The organism is Nonomuraea sp. KM88, assembly GCF_052245635.1.
Taxonomy (GTDB): domain Bacteria; phylum Actinomycetota; class Actinomycetes; order Streptosporangiales; family Streptosporangiaceae; genus Nonomuraea.
The window spans coordinates 42,382-65,376 of record NZ_JBQQCC010000032.1 but is presented as its reverse complement, the minus strand read 5'-3'; the positions used below and the strand labels follow the sequence as shown (position 1 = coordinate 65,376).

Below are 22,995 nucleotides of genomic sequence, written 5' to 3'. Positions count from 1 at the left end.
ATCAACCTGCTCAAAGGCAACCGCGGCATGGCGACCCGTTACGACAAGCTCGCCGTACGCTACGAAGCCGTCGTCATCATCGCTGCGATCAACCAGTGGCTCAGTGCCTTATGAAACACGACCTAGACGCCGAAACCGTAGCGGCGATCAAGTCGCCGAACGGTCGGGTTCACCAAACCGCAACCAAACCCATGCAGAGCGTCACGCCAGCTGACGATCGCACCGTCTGAGCAGCGGCTTAGCGGCTCACTGCTCCTTTCTCTCGTACTTGGTCTGCCCCCCACGTACGTCCCCCCGCCGGCGAGCTCGGCGGCCAGGGCACGAGCCTCGGCGGTGCCCCCCAGGATCAGGACCCGGCGCACGGCCGTGCCCGTTCCGCACTGTAGAGGTGGCTGTCGGGGAACTGCGTCGCCGACAGCACCCGCCCGACGACGATCACCGCCGTGCGCCGGATGCCGGCCTGGTGAACCTGACCGGCGATGTCCGCCAGTGTCCCGCGCAGGATCACCTCGTCGGGCCGGCTGGCCCGCGCGACCACCGCGACCGGGCAGCCGGGACCGTAGGAGGGCAGCAGCTCGGCCACCACTGCGTCGATCCGCTGCACGGCCAGGTGCAGCACCATCGTCGCGCCGCCGGCGCCGAGCGTCATCAGGTCCTCGCCCTCGGGCATCGGCGTGGCCCGCGCCGAGGTACGGGTCAGGATGATCGTCTGGCCGACCCCTGGCACGGTCAGCTCCCTGCCGAGCGAGGCCGCCGCCGCCGCGAACGCCGGCACCCCGGGAACCACCTCGTACGGCACCCCGAGCGCGTCCAACCGGCGCATCTGCTCGGCCACCGCGCTGAACACCGACGGGTCGCCCGAGTGCAGCCGCGCCACGTCCAGGCCCTGACCGTGGGCATCGGCCAGCTCCGAGACGATCTCGTCCAGCGTCAGGTTCGCCGTGTCCACGAGTCGCGCGTCCGCGGGGCAGGAGGCGAGGAACTCACGCGGCACCAGCGAGCCCGCGTACAGGCACACCGGCGAGGACTCCAGCCGCCGCAGCCCGCGCAACGTGATCAAATCGGCGGCGCCGGGGCCCGCTCCGATGAAGTAGACGGTCACGGCTGATCCTTCCTGGTGACCGACCAGACGGTCACCGGCATCGCGGCCCGCCACCCCGTGAACGAGCCGACGGGCGAGGCACGCTGCACGGCCAGACGCACCAGATCGCCGCCGAGCCGGGCGTACCATCCGGCCACGACGGCCTCGGACTCCAGGGTGACGGCGTTGACCACGAGCCTGCCGCCCGGCCGCAGTGCCGCCCAGCACCTGTCCAGCAGTCCGGGCGCGGTCGCGCCGCCGCCGACGAACACGGCGTCCGGTGCGGGCAGTCCGTCCAGGGCGGCGGGCGCCTTGCCCTCGACGACCCGCAGCGACGGCACTCCAAGGACATCGGCGTTGCGCCGGATCGCGGCGGCCCGATCGCCCCGGCTCTCGACCGCCACGGCTGCGCACGCCGGGTGGCTGCGCATCCACTCGATGGCGATGCTGCCCGCCCCCGCGCCGACGTCCCACAACAGTTCGCCGGGCACCGGTGCCAGCCGCGACAGGCTCACGGCGCGGACCTCGCGCTTGGTGAGCTGCCCGTCGTGCTCGAACGCCGTGTCAGGAAGGCCGGGGACGCGGGCCGGCGGCTCCGTGTCCGGTTCGGCGACGCACTCGATCGCGATCACGTTCAAGGATGAGGGCGGGGACTCCGTCCAGCCGTCCGCCGTGCCCCGCAGCTCCGACTCCGACTCCGCGCCCAGGTCCGACAGCACCGTCATCGGGCTGGGGCCGTACCCCTGTCCGGCCAGCAGCCCCGCCACCAGGGACGGCGAGCCGCGCCCCGCACCCAGTACGACGATCCGCCGCCCCGGCAGCAGGGCGGCGTTCAGAGCCGCCGGCGCTCGGCCTACGAGGCTCACCACCTCCACCTGCTCGACCGGCCAGCCCAGCCGGGCGCACGCCAGCGACAGCGACGACAGGTGCGGCAGCACCCTGACCCGCGAGGCGCCCAGCAGCCGCACCAGGGTGGAGCCGATGCCGTAGAACATCGGATCGCCGCTGGCCAGCACGCACACGTCATGATCGGCGTACTTCTCCAGCAGCGCAGGCAGCGCCGGGAGCAGGGGTGACGGCCAGACGACCCGCTCGGCGACGGAGGCCGGCACCAGGCCGAGCTGCCGGATACTGCCCATGAGGATCTCCGCCGCCTCCAGCGCGCGGCGCGACCGGGCGGGCAGCCCGTCCCAGCCGTCCGCTCCGATGCCGACGACGGTGATCACACGTTGCCCAGCACGTGCGTCACCCGGATCTCCACGACCACCCTGGACGGGTTCGGACGCGGCGGCTTGTAGCGGGCGGTGTAGCGGCGCTCGGCGTCGGCCACCTGCTCGGGCTCGGTCCGCAGCACGGCAAGGCCCTCCAGCGTCGACCACCGGCGGCCGTCCACCTGAGTCAGCGCCACCAGCGCGCCGGACGGGCCGGACCGGGCGATGAGCCTGGCCTTGTACGAGGATCCGGAGGTGATCACGCGAGCGGTCGCCGTCGCCAGGTCCAGCGTGGCCCCCACCGGCACCACGTGCGGCGGCCCGCCGGGGCGAGAGGTGGCGATCGTGCACAGATGCCGCTCCCGCCAGAACGCGGCGAAGTCGTCGCCCTGCTCGGCCAGATCCACGGTCCTCCTCGGGTGCTTTAGCGAGCGATATCGTATATCTCCCGCTCTGGCACACTCTTATGGGTGAAGCGGCTACTCGTCATCGGCATCGGCGCGGGCGATCCCGACCATCTCACCCTTCAGGCGGCCAAGGCCATCGCCCGCACGGACGTGTTCTTCCTCGTCGACAAGGGCGAGGTGAAAGACGAACTGGTGCGACTCCGGCAGGACCTGATCGCCGAACACGGCCGCCCGCCGTACCGGGTCGCCGAGGCCCGCGACCCCGAACGCGACCGGAACGCCTCCGCCTACACCGCAGCAGTCGAAGACTGGCGCTCGCGCAGGGCATCGGCCTGCGAAGCGCTCATCAGCGAGGAACTGGCCGACGGCGAGACAGGGGCGTTCCTGGTCTGGGGAGATCCGGGTGTGTATGACAGCACGCTGGCCATCGTCGAAGAGATCCTCCAGCGCGGGAACGTCACGTTCGAGTACGAGGTGATCCCCGGCATCAGCAGCGTGGCCGCCCTGACCGCCCGCCACCGCACCAGCCTCAACCAGGTCGGACGACCCGTCCATCTCACCACGGGCCGCCGCTTGGCAGAGGAGGGCGCCACCGCCGACGACATGGTCGTCATGCTGGACGCCCACTGCTCCTTCGCCGGTCTGGACGACTTCCACATCCACTGGGGCGCCTACCTGGGGACCCCTGACGAGATCCTGGTTTCCGGGAACGTCGCCGAGGTCGGCGACCGCATCCGCGAACTCCGCGCCGGAGCGCGCGCCCGCAAGGGGTGGATCATGGACACCTACCTGCTGCGCCGGACTCCTCCCGCCGATCATTAAGTCGCGGCCGGCCACGGACCGATGCGCCGAAGGTGCAACACAGGCGCCGCGACGGAGGGGGCGAGCGACGGTGAGCGTGGACCTCGAACACGAGCCCATCTTGAGCATCGCCGCCGGCATGAGAACCCACCTCGGTCGGGACCGGCTGTCCGTTGAAGATCTGTACGACTCGGCTGACGGCCAGTTCTGGCCGGTCCAGGTTTCAGGTCGAGCCAGCGGAGCGCGGCTGCCTCTCCGCGGCGTAGCCCGGGGTTGAGGAACCCGGGAACAGCCGTTATCGATGAGAATGATCTTGTGTCTCTGGCGAGAGCTGGAGGTGATCATTTCTGGTAAGGAGCCAGCCGCCTGGTGTCTGTCTGGTGGTCACTGAGTGACTCTGTCGGTGATCTTCCGGAAGTCCTGCGAACCGAGGGGGTTGATCGCCAGTATCTGGGGGTTGGTGTAGATCGCGAACCTTCGGAGTGACCAGGTGGCCGTTCGTCCTTGCCGTGGTCGGGTAACGCCGGAACTGACTGCGCGGGTGGCTCGCGCGAGCAACCCGCGGGGCACGACGGCGATGTGGGTGCGCGACCATCTCGACGGGCTCTGGAGCGACGAGGACTTCGTCGCATGGTATCCGCGCGACGGGCGGCCGGGACTGTCGCCTGCGCAGTTGGCCACGGTGTCGGTGCTGCAGTTCCTGCTGAACCTGTCGGACCGGCAGGCGGCCGAGGCGGTGCGCTGCCGGATCGACTTCAAATACGCGCTCGACCTCGATCTGGACGATCCCGGCTTTCACCACAGTGTCCTGACCGACTTTCGGGACCGACTCGCCGAAGACGACCGCGCCGATCGGCTGCTCGGCCTGGCGCTGGAACGGATGAAGGCCGCCGGCCTGGTCAGGGAACGGGGCCGGCAGCGCACCGATTCCACGAACGTGCTGGCTGCAGTCCGCGACCTCACCCGCCTGGAGTTGATCAGCGAGGCGATCCGGGCGACGTTAGAGGAGCTCGCGCGGGAGGATCCAAGCGTGCTGGACGCGCTGGTCGACGAGCAGTGGGCCAAGCGCTACGGCCGCCCAGTCCGCCTGGTCAGCCAACCGTCCCGACCCGTCGGCCGGTTGAAGGACGCAGGCCAGGACGCGTTCGCGTTGCTGACCCTGCTCCGCGGACGGGCCCGCGGCCGGCACGCGGAGGGCCTGCGCCAGATCTTCCTGCAGAACTTCGTCCCCGACAGTCGAGGCGCCGTCCGGCCCCGATCCGATGACGACGGGTTCCCGCCCGGACGGCTGCGGATCGTCTCCCCCTACGATCTCGAGGCCCGCTGGGGATGCCGGGGCGACAAACGATGGACCGGCTACCTGATCCACACGACCGAGACCTGCGACGACGACACGATCAACCTGGTCACCGACGTCGCCACCACCTGCGCCAGCCGCAACGACAGCACCGCGCTTTCGGGCGTCCACGACCGGCTGGAGCAGCGGAAACTCCTTCCCGCCGAGCACCTGGTCGACTCCGGCTACACCTCCGTGGTCGGCATGCACCAGGCCGCCCGTCGCACCATCACCCTGATCGGCCCGCTGCACACCAACAACTCCTGGCAGCACCGCACCCAACCCGGTTTCTCCCGGGACGCCTTCACCATCGACTACGACCGACGGCAGGTCACCTGCCCCAACGGCAAGACCAGCGGAGACTGGATCGAGCCTCCCGCCCAAGCCCCCTACCTAGTAGTGAAGTTCGACCGCAGGCTGTGTGACCCGTGCGCCGATCGGTCTCGCTGCACCCGCTCCAAAGAGGGCCGCTCGGTGACCTTCCTCCCCCGCGATCTGCACAAACTCCAAGCAAGCAACCGCCAAGACCAGCAAGACTCCGCGTGGCTACGCACCTACGGCTCCCGATCCGGCGTCGAGGGCACCATCAACGAATTCGTCAACGCCCACCGTGCCCGCGACTGCCGCTACCGCGGCCTGGCCAAGACCCACGTCCAGCATGTCCTCACCGCGATCGCCGTCAACGTCGAGCGGCTCCACGCCCACCACGCGCCCGCCGCCCGGCGAAAACGCCCCATCACAGCCTTCCAGCAGTACCTCATCAACCGCGAACTCCCCATCCCCCGCTGGTGGCGGCAAGGCGCGGCATAACCTCCGACACTCAAGATCACCGACAGAGTCCCCCATTGCGGTCCGGACTCTGACCTTGATGCGGTTCCGCTCGCCCTTACTGACGCCGCCGAACATCATCATGATGAGTTCGTGGGCTTCGTTGGTCGGGTCGATGGGGCCGCCGACCTCGGGCACCCACAGGGGCACGCCGTAGTGGTTGAAGATGTCGAAGGTGTTGCCGAACTGGTTGCCGTAGAAGGCTCGCTGTGGCTCGCCGACCACAACGGCTTCGAAGGCCCGTCGAGGGCTCCGCAACTCGGCCAGCAAGGCGCTGGCCTCCGGGCGGCGCTGAGGCGGGATAGAGCGCGATTTGTCGATGTCGAAGTATTGTTCGACGATTCTGCCCCCGCGCGGCTCACCCGCGAGCTCAACAACGTGCGCTGCGGCTGATCCTTTCGGAACCGACCGGGTGTCATCAGGCGGGAGCGCGGGTGGCCGAGACCGGCACCCGCGCCGCGCCGCCCAGACCCGCACAACCCAGCAAGCCTGGGCGGCGTCATACCCGCCATTGTGGTGTTGCCCCCGAGGCGTGAACACCCGGTTTCATGCAGCCATCCGCGTGAAGAAGCCACGGCCTTGCGCAAGATCTCCTTCTTCTCGCGCAGGACCGCCACAGCCTTCGTCACTGCGCCGACTGGTGAGCTCTGCGGCGAAGGAGGCGGGTGAGGTGCAACGTCCGCTGAACTCGTGGGCGTCAGCGAGGTTGTGCGAAGCCGTGCAGGAGGCCGTCCACCAGGGCGGTGATCTCCGTGGAGTCCGGCAGAGGCGTGTCGTTGGCCACGCGGACGGCGATGACGCCCGAGACGAGGTCGGCGATCAGCGCCGCGTCGGTGGCGGCTGGCAGTTCCCCCCGCTCAACCCCACGCCGTACGAGCATGGAGATCAGGTCCAGTCGGCGCTCCATGACCTCGCGGAACAGGCCGGTGAAGTCCTGGTCGCGGCACGCCTCGCCGAGCCCTTGCCGCAGCAGCATCCGCATCTCCGGCTTGCCGAACTCCCGCATGATCCGCGACAGCGCCTCCTCCAGATCCCCGCGCACGGAGCCGGTGTCATCCACCTGGAACCGTTCCAGGCTGACCAGTGAGAACGCCTCGACTAGCAGGTCGCGCTTGGTCGGATAGCGGCGGAAGATCGTCGTGCGCCCCACCCCGGCGTTCGCCGCCACGTCGTCGAAGGTCATGTCGAACCCGCGCGAGAACAGCAGTTCCGCCATCGCCTCCTTGATCGCCGCGTCCACCTCCGGGTCCGGTCTGCGCCCACCGCGATTGGCCGGCATCGGCGTCCTCCTGCGTACGTTGACAAGTTCCGGTACTGAGAGTACCAATGAATTGTTCGGTACTCAAAGTACCGGAACTTCAAGTACCATATTGGAGGAACTATGAGCGTTATCGTCGTAGGGGCGGGACCCACAGGGCTCATGCTGGCCGGAGACCTTGCCGCCGCAGGCGTCCCGGTCACGATCCTTGAACGGCGGGTCCAGGAGTCCAACCTGACCAGAGCCTTCGCCGTCCACGCCCGTACCATGGAACTGCTCGACATGCGCGGCCTCACCGACGGACTCATCGCCCAAGGACTGCAGGTGCCGGAGGTGCGGCCCCACATCCAGGGCCGGGAACTCATCTTCAACATGCGGCATCCGGAGAGCCGCTTTCCCTACATCCTCGTCCTCCAGCAGGCACGCACCGAGGCGGCTCTGGAGGAACGAGCCCGCGGGCTCGGCGTCGAGATCGTGCGCGGCGCCGAAGTCGCCGGCCTCGACCAGGACGGCGACGGAGTCACGCTGACCCTCGCCGACGGCCATACCGAACGGGCCGACTACGTGGTGGGCTGCGACGGCGCGCACAGCGCGGTGCGCCGCCTGCTGTCGGTCGGGTTCAGCGGGCGCAGCTACGACACCCGCATCGTGCTGGCCGACGTGCTGCTCAAAGCCGACCTGCCGCTGGCGGTAAACCCGTTCATCGGCCGCGATGGGGCAGCATTGTTGCCGCCGTACGGAGAAGGCTGGTTCCGGGCGACCATCTGGGACCGAACCCGGCAGGGCGTTCCCATCGAAGAACCGGTGGGCATCGAAGAAGTACGCGACGCACTGCTGCGGATCACCGGCCGGGATCTCGAACTGGCGGAGATGCGCTGGTCCACCCGATTCCTCAGCGAGCGCCGCCAGGCCCGCCGCTACCGGGCAAGCCGGGTGTTCCTGGCCGGGGACGCGGCGCATGTGCACTCCCCGCTCGGCGCGCAGGGCATGAGCACCGGCATCCAGGACGCGGCGAACCTGTCCTGGAAACTCGCCGCCGCCCACCACGGGTGGGCGCCGCCGTGGCTGCTTGACACGTACGAGTCCGAGCGCCACCCTGTCGGGCGGACGGTGCTGCGCCTGACCGACTTGCTCAGACGCCTGTCCGAGGCACCCGCACCGGTCCGCCTGATCCGCCCGTACGTCGCCCCGGCGATAATCAACCATCCCCGGGTCTCGGAATCAGTCCGGCTGACCCTCTCAGGTCTGGGCATCTCCTACGCGCTCCCGGCTGGCCTCGCCGACTCACCCCTCGCCGGAACCCGGATCCCCGACCTACCACTCGTGATCGACGGCCACGCGACCCGGCTGTACGAGCACCTCCGCGACGGCCGATTCGCCCTGCTCGACGCCTCCGTGCAGTCGGACGAGCCTGGCAGACCGTGGCAAGACCGGTTGCGCACCCTACGCCCCTCCGCACCTCTGCTCCTGGGTCAGGCCACGACCGTCCTGGTACGGCCCGACGGGTACGCGGCCTGGACCGCCACCTACCCCAGCCCGGGCCAGATCGCCCAGGCACTCGGCCAGTGGTGCGGCCCGGCGTGAGCGTCGGCCGAGCGCCCACCAGGCTTGATGGTCCAGCGTGAACAGTTCCTGGAGATGGAAGAGCGCATGCAGGAGGCGTGTGCTAGTGAGCGCCGAGGTGCTCGGTGTCCGCGAGCAAATTGCGGAGCATGCCGACAAGGTCTCGGGTGGGCTGCGGGTCGGTGGTCATGCGGATCCTCCGCCAGAGCGGGTCAGGCTTCCGACCAGGTACGAACGAGGCCGATCGTGCATCAGCCCGCCCAGCGGCTCCCCGAGGTGTGGACACCGGCTGCCATGCGGCAGTCGAGTGATCGTGCTCCCCGAGCTTCCCCTCGAGACCTATTCACTTGATCCAGCGGCCCCATCGAGCGCTCCGCGCAAACTGCTCAGCGATGACCCTGCCCGATGGGAGCGCCCCGTCCGCCAGACGATTCGCCAGGGCCCACTGCCAGGCGGTTCGACGAAGATCCCCCTTCTCACGCTCGCGACAACCCGCTTCACCCGAGGACTCTTCGCCAGAAGGTTCCTGAGCCCCTGCCGCCTTACCCTGCTGCGCGACGGTGACTCCCTGGCAGGGGTCTGGCGGATCTGGGACATCAAAAGCTCGTAGCTGCCGATCAAAGCAGCGCTCGGCCAGGCCGCGATGAGGCGGCCGATCAGGCTCGGTTCGGCGACGGCGATGTTGGCCCCGAGACTGGCCAGGCTGCCGACCATCAACATGGCCCACGCCAGGAATCCGCCACGAGTGCCGCGTCGGTTGGCCAGGAGGATGGACATCGAGGCGACGACGATCGCGCCATCGACCGCGAGCGGGATGAGCACCGCCGCCAGGTGATCCTCACTGTCGACGACGGGTGAAAACTGACCCCGTGGCGACGGCCGAAAACTGACCCCCTTCAGTCACTCTGGAGGGTGATCAAGGTGGAAGACTGGGCGGAGATCCGCCGGTTGCACCGGGCCGAGCAGATACCGATCAAGGCGATCGCTCGGCGGCTGGGCATCTCGAAGAACACCGTCAAGCGGGCGCTGGCGGCCGATGAGCCGCCGACGTATCGGCGGGCGGGCGGCGGGTCGATCGTGGACGCGGTAGAACCGCAGATCCGGGCGCTGCTGGCCGAGTTCCCGGAGATGCCGACGACGGTGATCTCGGAACGGATCGGCTGGCAACGGTCGATGACCGTGCTCAAAGACCGTGTCCGGCAGCTGCGGCCGCTCTATCGGCCGGTCGATCCGGCCTCGCGGACGACATATCAGCCCGGCGAGCTGGCGCAATGCGATCTGTGGTTCCCGCCGGTCAAGGTGCCGGTCGGTGCCGGACAGCAGGCGGGCCTGCCGGTGCTGGTGATGGTGATGGGCTACTCGCGGTGGCTGATGGCACGCATGATCCCCTCACGCGCGGGCGGCGATCTGTTCGCCGGGATGTGGATGCTGCTGCGCATGCTGGGCGCAACGCCCAAGACGCTGGTATGGGACAACGAGAGCGCCATCGGCCAGTGGCGGGGCGGCCGGCCCCAGCTCACCACCGAAGCCAGCACGTTCCGCGGCACCCTCGGCGTTCAGATCGTGCAGTGCCGCCCCGGCGACCCCGAGGCCAAGGGCCTGGTCGAGCGGGCCAACGGCTATCTGGAGACCTCGTTTCTGCCGGGCCGCTCATTCACCGACCCCGACGACTTCAACACTCAGTTGGAGGGCTGGCTGGGCCATCGGGCCAACACGCGCCATCACCGCCGGATCGAGTGCCGCCCGGCCGACCGGCTGGTCACCGACCGGGCCGCCATGGTCGCGCTGCCGCCGGTGGCTCCCGTCGTCGGCTGGCGTTCGTCGACCCGGCTGGCTCGCGACCACTACGTGCGCATCGCCTCCAACGACTACTCGGTCCACCCTTCGGCGATCGGCCGGCTGGTCGAGGTGGTCGCCGACGTGCAGCAGGTGAGGGTCACCTGCGGCGGGCAGAGCGTCGCGGCACACCCCCGATGCTGGGCCGCCCACCAAACCATCACCGACCCGGCGCACGCCCAGGCCGCTGCGGCGATGCGTCGCGCCCGCCTCCAACTCGCCACCACCCCCGCAGCTGACACCCCGGTCCAGCAGCGCCCGCTCAGCGACTACGACACCGCGCTCGGCATCGACACCGGCCAGGGCGTGGTGGCGTGATGGCGACCACGCGAACCACCCCAGCCGACACGGCCCCCACCAGCGGCCGCAACCTGCAGGCCGAGCTGTCCTACCTGTCTCGGGCCCTGAAGGCGCCGTCCCTGCACGCCGCCATCGAGCGGCTGGCCGAGCGAGCCCGGGCTGAGTCCTGGAGCCATGAGGAGTTCCTGGCCGCCTGCCTGCAACGTGAAGTCGCCGCCCGGGAGTCCCACGGCGGCGAGGCCCGCATCCGCTCGGCCCGCTTCCCCGCCCGCAAAGCACTGGAGGACTTCGACTTCGATCACCAACGCTCGTTGAAACGCGAGGTCATCGCTCATCTGGGCACGCTGGACTTTGTCGCTGCACGCGAGAACATCATCTTCCTCGGCCCACCCGGCACCGGCAAAACCCACCTGTCGATCGGCCTGGGAATCCGAGCCTGCCAGGCCGGACACCGGGTCGCTTTCGCCACCGCCGCCGCCTGGGTCGACCGCCTGGCCGACGCCCACACCACCGGCAGCCTGCAGCAGGAACTCACCAAGCTGTCGCGCATCCCGCTGCTCATCGTGGATGAGGTGGGCTACATCCCGTTCGAGCCCGAAGCCGCCAACCTGTTCTTCCAACTCGTCAGCAGCCGCTACGAACGAGCGAGCCTGATCGTCACCAGCAACAAGCCATTCGGACGCTGGGGCGAGGTGTTCGGCGACGACGTCGTCGCAGCAGCGATGATCGACCGCCTCGTCCACCACGCCGAGGTCATCAACCTGAAAGGAAACAGCTACCGCCTCAAAAACCGCGACCTTGGCCGCGTCCCCACAGCCGGCCACACCAACGACCACTAACAATCAAGCACATCAGGGGGTCAAAATTCAGACGACGCCAGGGGGTCAGGATTCAGCCGTCGTTGACACTCACCGTGCCGGAGGCAGAGTTCGTGCATGTGGCGGAACGACACGACCGCCGCAATCGCCGCGAGAGAGATGACCCCGGCAACCGTTGTTCGCTGGATACGACGTACAGCCGTACTGTCCGGAGCCATCGCTGATCAGACCTCCTGATGGAGCGGGAGATCAGCCGCAGCGATTCTGGCATAGTGATTTGGTGCAAGTCCCCCCTCGGACACACACCGCTCGCACATGTGGGGGTTCCGGTTCGATCCGGGCCTCCACATATTGCTTTTCTGGGTAGTACGTGAGCTTCAGTCCAAGCTGGCTGTAGAGCTGGGCCTTGTCGTCCGGGTCCGCTTCCGAGACCAGCCGGACTAGGTCCCCGACCTCCTCGATCATGGCCCTGATCTCGGCGGTGCTGATGCGTTGAGCGGCTGGGACGGCCTTCAGTTCCCCTTCCAGGCGGGCGCGTTCGCTCTTGGTCTCGTTGATCCACGAGGAGATCTCGATGGGGTCGCCTCCGGCGTCGAGGGCGGATCGGTACTGGTTGAGCTTGCGGTCACACTTCGACAGCCGTTTGCGCAAGTCGATCAGAGCCGCCTCGTTCGGGTCGATCGCCTGCTCGGCCATCGCCGCGACCGTGTGCTCCAACCTGTCCGGGCCGAACGCGGTCCCCAGCCAGCCATCGACCTCACCCAAGATCTCCGACTCCCGCAGGTAGACGACCTTGGGATGGTCGAGGTCGTTGGTGATGGCGTACTGGGCAGGGAACCGGCACCGGTAGTAGGCCTGCCGGTTGTTCCAGTTCCCCTGCATCCGACGCTCGCAGTAACCGCAGAACAGCACGCCCCGGAAGGCGTATGGTCGCTGGGTCGGGTGGGGACGCTGGCTGTACTGACCTCTGGCACGAGTGGCAAGGATCTCCTGGACCCGCTGATACTCCTCGACACTCACGATCGCGTCATGCACGGGATGCTCCGACCAGATCCACTGATCCTTGGCGTTCCACCGCTGCTTGGTCGTCGTGCCCAGCGCGACGTTCTCCACGTCCAGGAGAATCTCGTCCTTACGCTGCTTGTTCCACACCTGGTGACCCGTGTAACGCGGGTTGGTAAGGATGACCCGTACGGCGTACTTCGACCAAGCCCGCTGATCACGGTGCTTGTTCCGACCGGGATCGCTGGCCGAGGGTGACGGGATGCCCTGCAGCGTCAAATCCTCGGCGATGTCCAGGTAGCCCCGGCCTTTGAGGAACTCGCTGTAGATCCACCGCACCACTCGCGAGGTGACCGGATCAGCCACCAGCCGCCGCAGCCTCCGCCCGTCAGCCGCCTTACCAGGATTCGGGTGCGGACCGGCGTCTTGAAGGCTGTACCCGTACGGCGGACGCCCGCCCAGAAACCGGCCTTCGGTCGCGGTGATCGCCGCCATCGCGGCCCGCACCCTGATCTTGATCCGGTTTCGCTCCCCCTTCGACAGCCCGCCGAAGACACCCATGATCATGTCGTGGGCTTCGTTCGCCGGATCGATCGGCCCGCCCACCTCGGGCACCCACAGGGGCACGCCGAAGTGCTCGAACAATGGGGACTCATTGAGGTTCGAGACAGCTTTGGGAGCAGGACGCCGTCCCCCGCCGGGCGGCAGTCGCATCTCGCGCGGGAGGTCCGGTGGTGTTCCGTAAGGCGCGCCCGCTGCTCCACCGACGAACAAGACGTCATCATCCAGACCGAGCAGCTCCTGGCCCTCGGCGTCCCCGCCGACCGGATCTACATCGACCGCGGCTTCTCCGGCACCACCCGCCGCAACCACGCCGGACTCGACCAGGCCCTCGCCGCCGTCTGGGACGGCACCGTCTTCACGGTGACGAAGTTCGACCGGTTCGCCCGCAACATGGCCGAGGCCAACGACATCCTCACCGGCCTGTCCGGCCGCGGCGTCCTGTTCGGCCTGGGCGCATCCGTCTACGACTGGAACGACCCGTTCGGGCGGCTGTTCCTGCAGACCCTCGCCATGGTCGCCGAGTTCGAGGCCAACCTCGGGCACCTGCGCACCCGCGAAGGCATGGCCCTGGCCAAGAAGAACGGCAAACTCAAGGGCAAGCAACCCAAACTGCCCGAACCCGCCCGACGCTCCATCCGCCGCCGATACGCCGGAGGCGAGGTCTCCCTGGCGGACCTGGCCACCGAGTACAGCGTCGGACGCTCCACCATCCACAGCATCATCCACGGCCCAGCCGACAGACAGATCTAAGCGGCCCCACGATCCACCAGAGCTCACGCTCTACGTTGCCCCTGGCCGTAGCCATAGAAGTCCCGGTCCTACTTTGCGGCTCGCCAGGCTTCAGGAGTTCCAGACCAACCCGACGCGAACCGTCGCCATCCCGCACAAGATCATTCTCATCGATAACGGCTGTTCCCGGGTTCCTCAACCCCGTAGCCCGCGCAGCGCGATCAACTGCCACAGCAGGTACAGCCGGTCGTGTCCGGCGAAGGCGAGAAATTCGGCCAGTTGGTCGGCGGTCCACACCGCTACCGTCGGGTGTTCGCCCTCGCGCCGCCAGGCGATCAGGCCCTCACGCACCGCGGCGTTCAAAGCCGCGCGCAGCGTGGCGTGGATGCGGTGCAGGGTGGAGGGCGCGATCGGCGCCCCATCTGGTGCGGACGGTGGTGTTGGCCGGTTGCGTGATGAACTTCGTGACGCTGGCCTGGGAGTCGACGCTGGTGCTGCTGGCCGTGGGGCCGATGCGGAGGTCGGAGGGCGGGTACGGCGTCATGCCGGCGGCCGGAGCGAGGTGCTCGCCGGAGTGCTCACCGCCTGCACGCTCGTGTGCTTCGCCGCTCCTGCCGCGGCCGCCCTGATCCCCACCAGCTGCTCCTTCTCCCGTCGTTCGCATTCACGCACGGTCGAAGCGACGGCCGTCTCCATTTCACGGTGCCCCGCCTATGCCCGGGTCCAACTCGTACACCACTCCCGTGGACGCAACCGGTCTCAGGCGGTCGGTCGGTTGGGCACGGCCACCTACGCCCGTTCACTCTGCACGTCGTCTCGGGCGCGACCTCCGTCCAGGAAGATGGCGATGATCGTCGAGCTGGCGTCTTCCACTCCCATCTGCCCTTGAATCACCAGGTTGCCGATCCCTCTGAGCAGCCCTCCATAGGCGCCCATCAGGGTGGACGGAGGCAGATCGGTGCGGAAGGTCCCCTCGGCGGCACCCCGGTCGAAGACGCCCTGGAGCGTCGACCCGATCCGTCCGTTGGCCTCTTCCAGCCCGTCCATCCTGCTGTCGAGCACGGCCAGTGCTCGATATTTGCCGATGACGCTCACGGCGGCCCTGGTCAGCCGGGCCAGCGCCTCCGTCGCGGGAACGGCGTCGAGGTCGGCGTCGTCGATCTTGTCGAACAGATCGCTGACGGCCGTCTGGTAGAGCGCCTGGACCAGCGCCTCCCGGCTCGGGAAATAGCGGTAGAGCGTGGCGCGCCCCATCCCGGCCGCCTTGGCGATGTCAGCCATGCTGGCCGCTTCGCCGTGCTCCGCGAGGACCTTCGCGGCGATGTCGAGGATCCCGGCGGCGGCGTGCTCGCGCAAAGGCGACCTTCTGATCATTGTCGCCATCATACGTCGCCGCCGGTTTGCTTGACACAGGATCCCATAATTGAGACAGTCTGTCTCGATAAAGAGACCCCTGTCTCACTTGCGAGTGAAGACCGATGACACATCCAGACCCCGCCGATGGTTCGCACCGGGAAACCGGCTCCGCCCTGGCGAACTCGTCACCGGCGTCCGCGCCCTCGACCTGCCGATCAGCCCGGAGAAGCCTCTTGCAGCAAGCGAGGAATGAGATGGCCCACCCTCTGCCCACGACCCGCACCCACCCCCTCGACCCGCCGGCAGAGCTGGCGACGCTACGTCCCATCAGCCGCATGACCTACCCTGACGGCCACCTCGGCTGGCTGGTGACCGGTCACGCCGCGGCCCGGGCGGTCCTCGCCCATCCCGACGTCAGCGCACGATCGGAGCTCCAGCACCGACCGGTCGGGCACGGCCCGCGAGAGCCCGCAGGACCGGGGATCTTCATCAACCTGGACGCGCCCGACCACACCAGGTACCGGCGCTTGATCACCGGCCAGTTCACTGTGCGCCGGATGAAGGAGCTGGAGCCCGAAGTCGAGAAAATCACCGCCGGGCGCCTCGACGCGATGGCACGGCTCGGCCCGCCCATCGACCTGATCGAGACCTTCGCTCTGCCCATCCCGTCACTGGTCATCTGCGAGTTGCTCGGCGTGCCCTACCACGACCGCGAGAGGTTCCAGCGGGACACGACCGTGATCGCGAGCCTCGACGCCACCGCCGAACACGCCCGCTCGGCCACCGCCGACATCACCCGTTACCTCCACGAACTGGTCCAGCGCAAGCGCGCCGAACCCGCGCACGACCTGATCAGCGGCCTGATCGAGGGCGGCGAGCTGAGCGACGAGGAGCTGACCGGCGTGGCCGTCATGCTGCTCGTCGCCGGTCACGAAACCACCGCGGGCATGCTCGGCCTCGGCACGCTCGCCCTGTTGTCCCATCCCGACCAACTGGACCGTCTGCGCGCCGACCCGCCGCTGATCGACGGCGCCGTCGAGGAGCTGCTGCGCTACCTGTCCATCGTCCACCTCGGCCCGACCCGCACCGCGCTCAAGGACATCGAGGTGCACGGCGTACGCATCGCCGCGGGCGAGACCGTGACGATCTCTCTTCCCGCCGCCAACCGCGACCCCGGCCGCTTCCCCGACCCAGACGAGCTCCGGCTGACCAGGACGACCTCGGGCCACGTCGCATTCGGCCACGGGATCCACCAGTGCATCGGCCAGCAGCTCGCCCGAGTCGAGCTGCGCGTCGCGCTGCACGCCCTGCTCCGCCGCTTCCCCACCCTGCGGCTCGCGGTCCCGCAGGAGGACATCGGCTTCCGCACCGACTCCATCACCTACGGCGTGCGCCGTCTCCCCGTCACCTGGGATCCCGAAGGAGAGGCATGACATCCAACGCGGTATTGATCACCGGATGCTCAACGGGCATCGGACGGGCCACCGCACTGGCCCTGGCCCGCGCCGGCTATCCCACCTGGGCCACGGCACGGCGGTTGGACACCCTGGACGAGCTGAAAGACGCGGGCTGCCGGGTGCGGCGGCTGGACGTGACCGACGAGGACGACATGGCGCGGGTCGTACGGGCTGTCGAGGAGGAGCACGGCGCCGTCGGAACCCTGATCAACAATGCCGGGCGCGGCGGGAGCGGACCTGTGGAGGAGGTTCCACTCGCACTGGTGCGCGAGACGTTCGAGACCAACGTGTTCGGCGTGATCCGGATGTGCCAGCTCGTCCTGCCCGGGATGCGGGGACAACGTTCCGGCACGATCGTCAACGTGGGTTCCGCCGCTGGACTCGTGACACCCCCGACCGGGTGCCCGTACGCGATGACCAAATACGCACTCGAATCGTTCAGTGACGCGCTCCGGCCGGAGGTCGCACCGTTCGGCATCAGCGTCGCGCTCATAGAACCGGGCGCGGTGCGGACGGAGTTCACGGCGAGCAGCGAGCGGAACATACCGCTCACCGGCGGCGAGGGCCCCTACAAGGAGTTCAAGCAGAGCGTGGCCAGAATGATCGAGCGGGCCCACCGGGACGGGGCCCGCGGCGTGCTCAGCGCCCAGGACGTGGCCAAGGTGATCGCCAAAGCGGTCGCCGCACGCCACCCGAAGCCCCGGTACAAGATCGGACCCCAGGCCCGGTTGGCGCCACTGGCCCGACGTCTCGCGGGCGATCGCGGCTGGGACGCCTTCATGCGCCGGATGGTGCCGTTCTCCGTGGACTGACCCGTTCGAGCTCTGCCCCGCCCCCGCTCGGGCTGGAGCACTCGACAACGCTCCCGGAGGAGGCGCTGCGCTTCCGGATGGCGATGGGCCACCAGGACGAACCCGGACAGGACTCCGAGTCGGCACCGGTCTGGGACCTGATGCCGCGCCCGGCTGGGCCGTACGGCAGGGTCATCGTCTCGGCCGGCGATGTCGCCCGGTTCGCCAAGATGCACCTGGACGGCGGCCTCGCCGCCGACGGCACCCGCGTCCTGTCCACCGACACCGTCGCCGCGATGCAGCGCCGCGAGGTTGACAGCCCGGACGGGTGGTCGATGTCGGCCGACGGCTGGGACCTGGGGTGGACACTGCACGACTGGAACGGCATTCCTGGCTCCGCGACCGGTGACCGGCCGTGCTCGTGTGCGTACTGGCCAGGCGTGGCCCCGGTCAGATGAGGATCAAGCCTTGAGTGTCCGGAGCTCTCCGAGAAGGTCACGGACGACGACCGACCCGACGAGCTCAGGCGTCGTCACATAGCCCACGTGCCGCAACGGCGCGTCGTCCCCAGCACGGCCGTGGCCACCTTGGGCGGCGCACCCACCGTCGAGAGCCGCGGCACGATCGCGGCCCCGAGCCCGTGCCCGACCATCGACATCACCACCCCGTCATCTCCGACCACCGGCCCGGCGCGGCGCTGGCGTTGCTGGTTCAAGGGCTGACCGCGTGGCACCTCCTGCGTACGGCGGCGCGGTTCGAGCCCGGTGAGAGCCTTGTGATCAACGCCGCGGCCGGAGGCGTGGGCCATCTGGCAGTGCAGCTCGCCAGGGAGTTCGGCGCGGGCCGGGTAATCGGCACGGCCTCCACCCCTGGCAAGCGCGAACTGGTGCTCGGCCTGGACATCGGGGCCGGTATGAGGAGGTGGCAGGGGGCGCTGGCACACCTGGTGGCCCGCCGTACCGTCGGCAAGGTCATCCGGCGCCCGTGACAGCGGACCGCCTTTGGTGTCAGGTGTTGGCCAGCCGGGGTCGGCTACACCGACGTGATGGCCTGCCGCGGCGAGCATCTCTTCCAACGCCGCAGACCTTTCATGGGGGTACGAGGTCGCCAGGCGTCCACCCGAATGGAACAGCGCCCGCGGCACTACGCTGCTGTGTCATGCAGGAGACGCGCCTCGACACTGCTCGGATCCGGGCGGCTCGCCGGATGATCGACCCGATTTTTCTCGATACTCCGCTGTACCGCTGCCAGGCGCTGGAGCCCGGTCTCGAGTGCACGGTGAGCATCAAGCTGGAAACCGCAAACCCGGTGCGCAGCTTCAAGGGGCGTGGCACCGAGTTGGTTGCGAGCCTGCTGGCCGACGAGGGCTCGGGGGCCGCGGTGTGCGCCAGCGCGGGCAATCTTGGGCAAGCACTCGCGTGGTCCGGGCATGGCCGGGGGCTTGACGTCACCGTTGTGGCCTCCCGGTTCGCGCCCGTGGCCAAGCTTGATCGCATCCGCGCGTTGGGCGCTCGGCTGGAGCTGGTGGACGGCGACTTCGACATGGCGCGCGAGCGGGCGGCGGCCATCGCGCGGCACGACGGCATCCGGCTCGTCGAAGACAGCCTGGACATCGAGACCTGCGAGGGCGCGGCGACCATCGGCCTGGAACTGGTGGACGCCCTGGCGGACACCGCGGCGCCGTTCGACACCGTCCTGATCGCTCTCGGCGGCGGGGCGATGGCCACCGGGGTGGGTCATGTGCTTAAGGCATTGGCGCCCGGCGTCGAGGTGATCTGCGTCCAGCCGCTGGGCGCACCGGCGATGACGCACTCGTGGCACCAGCGGCGCGTCATCACCACCGACTCGACCGACACCATCGCCGACGGCGTCGCCGGCCGATGTCCCATCCCGGCCGTTCTGGACGACCTCCTCCTGGTCGCCGACGACGCCGTCCTGGTCCGGGAGGCGTCGATCATCGCCGGTATGCGGATGCTCCTCGACCACGCCGGCCTCGTCGTCGAACCGTCTGCCGCGCTCGGCGTCGCGGCGATCCTCGAAGACCGTGACCGCTTCGCCGGCCGGCACGTCGTCACCATCGTGTGCGGCAGCAACGTCGATGTGGACGCCTATCACCGCTGGATCGGTGTGGCTCCCATCCACGGGGTTTGACCCTTGCTCATCCAGGGGCGTGAAGTACTGCGCTCATCGGTTGTCGAGCCGGGTTGGGCCAGCCGTCCGGAAGGCGCGGGGGGATCTGCTCAGCAGGCTCGATCTGGACGAACTGGCCGATCCGCACCCTTACGCGCTGGCGCTGGGACCGGCCGTGGTCGCCTATCGGCGCGGGGCCCGTCCCAGCCCGGGACGGGTCTCACTGTGCACGCTGGTGCCGGCGGCGCGGATCGGAGAGGCACGGATAGCGGTGCTCGACGATGCCGAACGGGCCGATCCCGGGATCGTGCTGGTCGAGTACGCTCCTGTCGGCGAGGAAGGCCGTCTCCAAGCGGGGACCAGAGGCGAACCGTGCATCACCGGCAGCCGCGAACCTCGCAGTGCTCCTTGAAGGGTTGAGTGGTCAGGAGAGGGTGGGGAAGGTTCTGGCCCGCAGGTTCTCGGTCGCCATGATGGTGGTGAGTTCCGCCCGTTGGGGTTCGGTGAGATGGCCAAGCAGGGCGGAGACCAGGTGGTCGGTGACGGCGGGCGGAGTGTCGGTCATCGCCTCGGCGTTGGGCGGCTTCGCCTGGCTCTCACGGCAGGTCATGAGCGGACTCCAGGGCGGCGAGCACAGCCAGAGCGTCGCTGAGCGCGGCGACATCATGGGTGCGGATGAAGTCCACGCCCTGCCGGGCCGCGTACAGCTCGGCCGCCAGCGTGGCCGAGCCGATCCGGTCCAGGTCGCGTCCGGTCAGCTCGCGCAGGAATGACTTGCGCGAGGGCGCGACAACGCGGCCAGCCGCTCGGCGAAGAAGCGCTCGATACCCGCCCATACCGTCTCCGGATCAGTCAGTACCTTGGTGGCCGGGCCGATGCGCCGAACCGAATGCATGACGATGAGCCGGCATGAGGTCGCGGCCAGCTCCTCGTACCGGCGCGGGTCCGGAAACCCTGAATGTCATTGAGGTAGGCCGCCCCGCACGCGGCGGCGAAACGCTGCGTCGGGGACGCGTAGGAGTCCACCGAAACCGGTACGTTCTCCGCAACCAGTGGCTCCAGCACACCGCCGAGCCGCCGTTGCTCCTCCTCCACCGGCACCTGTTCAGCGTCCGGGTTGCTGGCCACCGCGCCAAGCTCGATGACGTCGGCCCTGTCCAGGCGCAGCCGCCGCGCGTGCGCCAACGCGTCGTCGGCTGCCAGGAATCTGCCGCCGTCGGAAAACGAATCCGCGGTGATGTTGACGATCCCGACCAGCCGAGGCCGGACACGAGAAGCAGAAGGGACGACCGAACTCCGGGCCACGACGGAACCTCCGACTCCGATACTGAAGACCCAGGCGCCCGGCGCTGCATCACCGTGATGGGGCCGCTCCCCGATGGTTCATTCCATCTCGACACGCCAGTCACGACCCGAGATCACTGTAGCCCAGATTGCGCGTAGGCAGGTGCCTGGAGGTATTCATCCTTGCTTGAGCGAGTCGGGGCAGGGTCAGCCGCCGGCGATCGAGAGCACCGACGCGCAGTCCCCGCCCCCCTTTGCCGCCTCTGATCACGTAGCTCGTCGTGTGGATGGTCCGTCCGGAAGGGTGACGTTGGGCTCCTGAAGCCGTACCGGGCCGGGGCCCTGGCCGCCGAGGGCGTCGTCGGGGTTGAGGAGCAGGCAGGCCTTCATCGACAGGCAGCCACAGCCGATGCAGCCGGTGAGCTCCTGTTCGAGGAACTCGATGGCTCGGCGCCGTTCCTCAAGTTGCTTCTTCCAGATGCGGGAGACCCGCTGCCAGTCCTTGTGGGTGGGGGCTCGATCGGTGGGCAGGGTGGTGAAGACCTCGGCGACATCCGACAGCGGGATATTGAGGCGCTTGGCCACGATGATCAAGGAGATCCGGCGAAGCATGTGCCGGGAGAAGATCCTCTGGTTGCCGCTGCCGCGTTCACTGAAGATCAGGCCCTTGCGTTCGTAGAAGTGCAGGGCGGAAGCGGGCATACCGGTCCGGCGGATGATCTCACCGATGGTGAGGTGGTCGTCCGGACTGGCGCGCACGGTATCTCTCCTTCGTCGTGATCGAGACAGCGGTGGGGTCAGGCAGTGCCTCGAGACGTCGCGGCGCGGCCGCGGATCAGGGTGACCACGACGATCGACAGTACGAGGCAGAGTAGCCCGACACCGAACTGGGTCAGGTGCCAGGACCAGGTGAACGCGTCGAGTTCCTCGGTTTCGGCCCCGTTGGTGAGGCGTCCGGCACCGACTGCGGCGGCGCGGCCTGTGTCGCCGAGCTTCGCGGCGAGGAGCCCGGCGAGGGAGGCGCTGAATGCGGCGATCACGAGAGCTTCGGCCGCGCCCCGCAGGGTGTTGAGGAATCCGGCCGCCATGCCGACGGCGTCGGCCGGGACCAGAGCCATGGCCTGGCCGTCGGTGATGCCGAAGGAGGCTCCCATGCCGACGCCGATCATCACCAGCGGTGCCGCGACTGCCGTGACCGCGTGGTCGGCGTTCAGCCCCGTCAGCCACAGGTTCCCGGCCACGACCAGCGCCAGAGCGATCACGATCAGCAAGCGAGCCGACACGCCCTTGTTCACCAGAGTCACGGCGACCATGGGCACGACCAGTACGGGCGCGGTCAGCAGCAGCATCGCCACCCCTGCCGCCGAGGCGGACAGCCCGGCCGCCGCCTGCAGGTAGGTGGGCAGGAAGACCAGTACGCCGAGGAACCCGATCGAGGTGGTCAGGGTCGCGAGACTCCAGCCCATAAAGCCCCGGTTGGCGACCAAGGCAGGGGCCAGCACCGGAGCGGGGCTGCGCCGCTGCACGCGGCCGAACAGGGCCAGGGCGACCAGACCGGCGATCCCGCTGATCAGGATGCCCGGGTGGAGCCAGCCGAGCGCGGGCGCCTCCAGGAGCGCGAACATGAGCAGGGACAGCGCGGCGACGAACAAGGCGCTGCCCGCCCAGTCGACCGGGCCGCTGACGTTGGCTCGGGACTCGCGGGCCCGGGTCGCGCCCAGGGCGACTAGCAGGCTGACGACCGTGAAGGCCGCGAAACCGCCCCGCCATCCCGTGGCATCGATCAGCAGCCCCGCCAAGGTGGGGCCGATGGCGATGCCGATTCCGGCCATGGTGCCCATCAGGGCGAAGGCCCGGTTGCGGGCCGCGCCGTCATAGCTGGAGGCGAGCATGGCACCGCCGGCGGCCATGATCCCGGCACCGCCCGCGCCGGAGATGATGCGGGCGATGTCGATGACGATAATCGCCGGGCTCAGCGCCGTCGCGAGAAATCCGGCCGCGAAGACCAGCGCCGCAGCGATGAACACCCGCCGGCGGCCGATCCGGTCGGCGGCCGAACCCGCGATGAGTGTCATGGCCGCGAAGGCCAGGTTGTATCCGGCGACAACCCAGTTCAGCGGGGCCCCCGAGGTATCGAGATCGCGTCCGATGCTTGGCAGCGCGACCGCGGTCCCGGAGATGGACATCGCCACGAGGACGACACCGACCAGGACCACCGGGAGTGTCAGCGGAGACGGCCGGTC

23 protein-coding genes, 3 pseudogenes and 1 riboswitch are annotated in these 22,995 nt (G+C 68.8%); of the genes and pseudogenes, 12 read left to right on the top strand and 14 right to left on the bottom strand.

Annotated elements, in window-relative coordinates; translation table 11 throughout:
• Nucleotides 1-346 precede the first annotated feature (346 nt).
• The 3 genes from cobM to ACTWPV_RS47405 are packed head-to-tail and all read right to left on the bottom strand — an operon-like array spanning nt 347 to nt 2,699.
• Nucleotides 347-1,102 (bottom strand): precorrin-4 C(11)-methyltransferase, encoded by a 756-nt coding sequence (gene cobM / locus ACTWPV_RS47415; protein ID WP_443156883.1) that lies wholly within the window; start codon nt 1,100-1,102, stop codon nt 347-349.
• Nucleotides 1,099-2,307, bottom strand: a complete 1,209-nt coding sequence (cbiE, locus tag ACTWPV_RS47410) for a precorrin-6y C5,15-methyltransferase (decarboxylating) subunit CbiE (protein WP_443156882.1) — start codon at nt 2,305-2,307, stop codon at nt 1,099-1,101. Before cbiE ends, cobM begins: the two co-directional genes overlap by 4 nt.
• On the bottom strand, nt 2,304-2,699 hold the full coding sequence (locus tag ACTWPV_RS47405; RefSeq protein ID WP_347648586.1) for a pyridoxamine 5'-phosphate oxidase family protein: 396 nt from the start codon (nt 2,697-2,699) through the stop codon (nt 2,304-2,306). Before ACTWPV_RS47405 ends, cbiE begins: the two co-directional genes overlap by 4 nt.
• Before the next feature lie 63 nt (nt 2,700-2,762).
• On the opposite strand from ACTWPV_RS47405, the gene cobF reads away from it, so the two are divergent.
• Entirely contained in the window at nt 2,763-3,521 is a 759-nt protein-coding gene (gene cobF, locus ACTWPV_RS47400) for a precorrin-6A synthase (deacetylating) (RefSeq protein WP_443156881.1), read from the top strand.
• A 520-nt stretch (nt 3,522-4,041) separates the two neighbouring features.
• A complete protein-coding gene (locus tag ACTWPV_RS47395) occupies nt 4,042-5,646 on the top strand; it encodes an IS1182 family transposase (RefSeq protein WP_443156880.1) in 1,605 nt (534 codons plus the stop codon).
• Nucleotides 5,647-5,739: 93 nt separating this feature from the next.
• On the opposite strand, the pseudogene ACTWPV_RS47390 reads toward ACTWPV_RS47395, so the two are convergent.
• Together ACTWPV_RS47390 and ACTWPV_RS47385 are read right to left on the bottom strand one after the other, a co-directional pair.
• Nucleotides 5,740-6,141 (bottom strand): annotated as a pseudogene (locus ACTWPV_RS47390) (hypothetical protein); the annotation flags it as partial.
• 220 nt (nt 6,142-6,361) lie between these two features.
• Entirely contained in the window at nt 6,362-6,943 is a 582-nt protein-coding gene (locus ACTWPV_RS47385; RefSeq protein ID WP_443156879.1) for a TetR/AcrR family transcriptional regulator, read from the bottom strand.
• Nucleotides 6,944-7,045: 102 nt separating this feature from the next.
• Here ACTWPV_RS47385 and ACTWPV_RS47380 point away from each other — a divergent pair, with 102 nt between their 5' ends.
• Complete coding sequence (locus ACTWPV_RS47380; RefSeq protein WP_443156878.1) at nt 7,046-8,506, top strand: FAD-dependent monooxygenase; 1,461 nt, start codon at nt 7,046-7,048, stop codon at nt 8,504-8,506.
• A 318-nt stretch (nt 8,507-8,824) separates the two neighbouring features.
• Here the strand turns inward: ACTWPV_RS47380 and ACTWPV_RS47375 are convergent, their stop codons facing one another.
• Complete coding sequence (locus ACTWPV_RS47375; protein WP_443156877.1) at nt 8,825-9,307, bottom strand: DUF2637 domain-containing protein; 483 nt, start codon at nt 9,305-9,307, stop codon at nt 8,825-8,827.
• Nucleotides 9,308-9,397: 90 nt separating this feature from the next.
• On the opposite strand from ACTWPV_RS47375, the gene istA reads away from it, so the two are divergent.
• On the top strand, nt 9,398-10,639 hold the full coding sequence (istA, locus tag ACTWPV_RS47370) for an IS21 family transposase (protein WP_443156876.1): 1,242 nt from the start codon (nt 9,398-9,400) through the stop codon (nt 10,637-10,639).
• Nucleotides 10,639-11,460: an IS21-like element helper ATPase IstB gene (gene istB / locus ACTWPV_RS47365; protein WP_443156875.1), complete on the top strand. Its 822-nt coding sequence runs from the start codon at nt 10,639-10,641 to the stop codon at nt 11,458-11,460. Before istA ends, istB begins: the two co-directional genes overlap by 1 nt.
• Nucleotides 11,461-11,688: 228 nt before the next feature.
• Here istB and ACTWPV_RS47360 read toward each other — a convergent pair whose 3' ends face one another.
• Nucleotides 11,689-13,086 carry a recombinase family protein gene (locus ACTWPV_RS47360; RefSeq protein WP_443156874.1) on the bottom strand — a complete coding sequence of 466 codons (1,398 nt, stop codon included), beginning with the start codon at nt 13,084-13,086 and terminating at the stop codon, nt 11,689-11,691.
• Between ACTWPV_RS47360 and ACTWPV_RS47355 the strand changes: the two genes are divergently transcribed.
• Entirely contained in the window at nt 13,075-13,755 is a 681-nt protein-coding gene (locus tag ACTWPV_RS47355) for a recombinase family protein (protein ID WP_443156873.1), read from the top strand. The two genes, ACTWPV_RS47360 and ACTWPV_RS47355, sit on opposite strands and share 12 nt — an antisense overlap.
• 174 nt (nt 13,756-13,929) lie before the next feature.
• Here ACTWPV_RS47355 and ACTWPV_RS47350 read toward each other — a convergent pair whose 3' ends face one another.
• Nucleotides 13,930-14,097, bottom strand: a complete 168-nt coding sequence (locus ACTWPV_RS47350) for a hypothetical protein (RefSeq protein ID WP_443156872.1) — start codon at nt 14,095-14,097, stop codon at nt 13,930-13,932.
• A 92-nt stretch (nt 14,098-14,189) separates the two neighbouring features.
• Here ACTWPV_RS47350 and ACTWPV_RS47345 point away from each other — a divergent pair, with 92 nt between their 5' ends.
• Nucleotides 14,190-14,363, top strand: coding sequence for a hypothetical protein (locus ACTWPV_RS47345; protein WP_443156871.1), 174 nt, complete (start codon nt 14,190-14,192; stop codon nt 14,361-14,363).
• A gap of 160 nt (nt 14,364-14,523) precedes the next feature.
• On the opposite strand, the gene ACTWPV_RS47340 is transcribed toward ACTWPV_RS47345, so the two are convergent.
• Nucleotides 14,524-15,108, bottom strand: a complete 585-nt coding sequence (locus ACTWPV_RS47340; protein ID WP_443156870.1) for a TetR/AcrR family transcriptional regulator — start codon at nt 15,106-15,108, stop codon at nt 14,524-14,526.
• Nucleotides 15,109-15,344: 236 nt separating this feature from the next.
• On the opposite strand from ACTWPV_RS47340, the gene ACTWPV_RS47335 reads away from it, so the two are divergent.
• The 5 genes and pseudogenes from ACTWPV_RS47335 (at nt 15,345) to ACTWPV_RS47315 (ending at nt 19,489) form a co-directional block, all read left to right on the top strand.
• Nucleotides 15,345-16,523 (top strand): cytochrome P450, encoded by a 1,179-nt coding sequence (locus tag ACTWPV_RS47335; protein ID WP_443156869.1) that lies wholly within the window; start codon nt 15,345-15,347, stop codon nt 16,521-16,523.
• On the top strand, nt 16,520-17,359 hold the full coding sequence (locus ACTWPV_RS47330) for an SDR family NAD(P)-dependent oxidoreductase (protein WP_443156868.1): 840 nt from the start codon (nt 16,520-16,522) through the stop codon (nt 17,357-17,359). The genes ACTWPV_RS47335 and ACTWPV_RS47330 overlap by 4 nt, the downstream gene beginning before the upstream one ends.
• Nucleotides 17,314-17,796 (top strand): serine hydrolase, encoded by a 483-nt coding sequence (locus ACTWPV_RS47325; RefSeq protein WP_443156884.1) that lies wholly within the window; start codon nt 17,314-17,316, stop codon nt 17,794-17,796. The genes ACTWPV_RS47330 and ACTWPV_RS47325 overlap by 46 nt, the downstream gene beginning before the upstream one ends.
• Nucleotides 17,797-18,029: 233 nt before the next feature.
• Nucleotides 18,030-18,248 (top strand): annotated as a pseudogene (locus ACTWPV_RS47320) (NADPH:quinone oxidoreductase family protein); the annotation flags it as partial.
• 248 nt (nt 18,249-18,496) lie between these two features.
• Entirely contained in the window at nt 18,497-19,489 is a 993-nt protein-coding gene (locus ACTWPV_RS47315) for a threonine ammonia-lyase (RefSeq protein ID WP_443156867.1), read from the top strand.
• Nucleotides 19,490-19,688: 199 nt separating this feature from the next.
• Here ACTWPV_RS47315 and ACTWPV_RS47310 read toward each other — a convergent pair whose 3' ends face one another.
• From ACTWPV_RS47310 to ACTWPV_RS47290, 5 genes and pseudogenes are all read right to left on the bottom strand, one after another.
• Nucleotides 19,689-19,820 carry a hypothetical protein gene (locus ACTWPV_RS47310; RefSeq protein ID WP_443156866.1) on the bottom strand — a complete coding sequence of 44 codons (132 nt, stop codon included), beginning with the start codon at nt 19,818-19,820 and terminating at the stop codon, nt 19,689-19,691.
• 72 nt (nt 19,821-19,892) lie between these two features.
• Nucleotides 19,893-20,078, bottom strand: a complete 186-nt coding sequence (locus tag ACTWPV_RS47305) for a hypothetical protein (RefSeq protein WP_443156865.1) — start codon at nt 20,076-20,078, stop codon at nt 19,893-19,895.
• Nucleotides 20,065-20,725, bottom strand: a pseudogene (locus tag ACTWPV_RS47300) (dihydropteroate synthase). The gene ACTWPV_RS47305 and the pseudogene ACTWPV_RS47300 overlap by 14 nt, the downstream one beginning before the upstream one ends.
• A 69-nt stretch (nt 20,726-20,794) precedes the next feature.
• Nucleotides 20,795-20,887: riboswitch (ZMP/ZTP riboswitch) on the bottom strand.
• A gap of 132 nt (nt 20,888-21,019) precedes the next feature.
• A complete protein-coding gene (gene soxR / locus ACTWPV_RS47295; protein ID WP_443156864.1) occupies nt 21,020-21,511 on the bottom strand; it encodes a redox-sensitive transcriptional activator SoxR in 492 nt (163 codons plus the stop codon).
• A 38-nt stretch (nt 21,512-21,549) separates the two neighbouring features.
• Nucleotides 21,550-22,968 carry an MFS transporter gene (locus tag ACTWPV_RS47290; protein WP_443156863.1) on the bottom strand — a complete coding sequence of 473 codons (1,419 nt, stop codon included), beginning with the start codon at nt 22,966-22,968 and terminating at the stop codon, nt 21,550-21,552.
• Between the last annotated feature and the right edge of the window lie 27 nt (nt 22,969-22,995).

Excerpts from the sequence above, each read along its gene's own strand:
- ACTWPV_RS47335 (WP_443156869.1), top strand. The coding sequence starts at position 15,345 with ATGGCCCACCCTCTGCCCACGACCCGCACCCACCCCCTCGACCCGCCG.
- ACTWPV_RS47380 (WP_443156878.1), top strand. The coding sequence starts at position 7,046 with ATGAGCGTTATCGTCGTAGGGGCGGGACCCACAGGGCTCATGCTGGCC.
- ACTWPV_RS47345 (WP_443156871.1), top strand. The coding sequence starts at position 14,190 with ATGAACTTCGTGACGCTGGCCTGGGAGTCGACGCTGGTGCTGCTGGCC.
- ACTWPV_RS47340 (WP_443156870.1), bottom strand. The coding sequence starts at position 15,108 with ATGATCAGAAGGTCGCCTTTGCGCGAGCACGCCGCCGCCGGGATCCTC.
- ACTWPV_RS47305 (WP_443156865.1), bottom strand. The coding sequence starts at position 20,078 with ATGACCTGCCGTGAGAGCCAGGCGAAGCCGCCCAACGCCGAGGCGATG.
- istB (WP_443156875.1), top strand. The coding sequence starts at position 10,639 with ATGGCGACCACGCGAACCACCCCAGCCGACACGGCCCCCACCAGCGGC.
- ACTWPV_RS47385 (WP_443156879.1), bottom strand. The coding sequence starts at position 6,943 with ATGCCGGCCAATCGCGGTGGGCGCAGACCGGACCCGGAGGTGGACGCG.
- ACTWPV_RS47315 (WP_443156867.1), top strand. The coding sequence starts at position 18,497 with ATGCAGGAGACGCGCCTCGACACTGCTCGGATCCGGGCGGCTCGCCGG.
- ACTWPV_RS47330 (WP_443156868.1), top strand. The coding sequence starts at position 16,520 with ATGACATCCAACGCGGTATTGATCACCGGATGCTCAACGGGCATCGGA.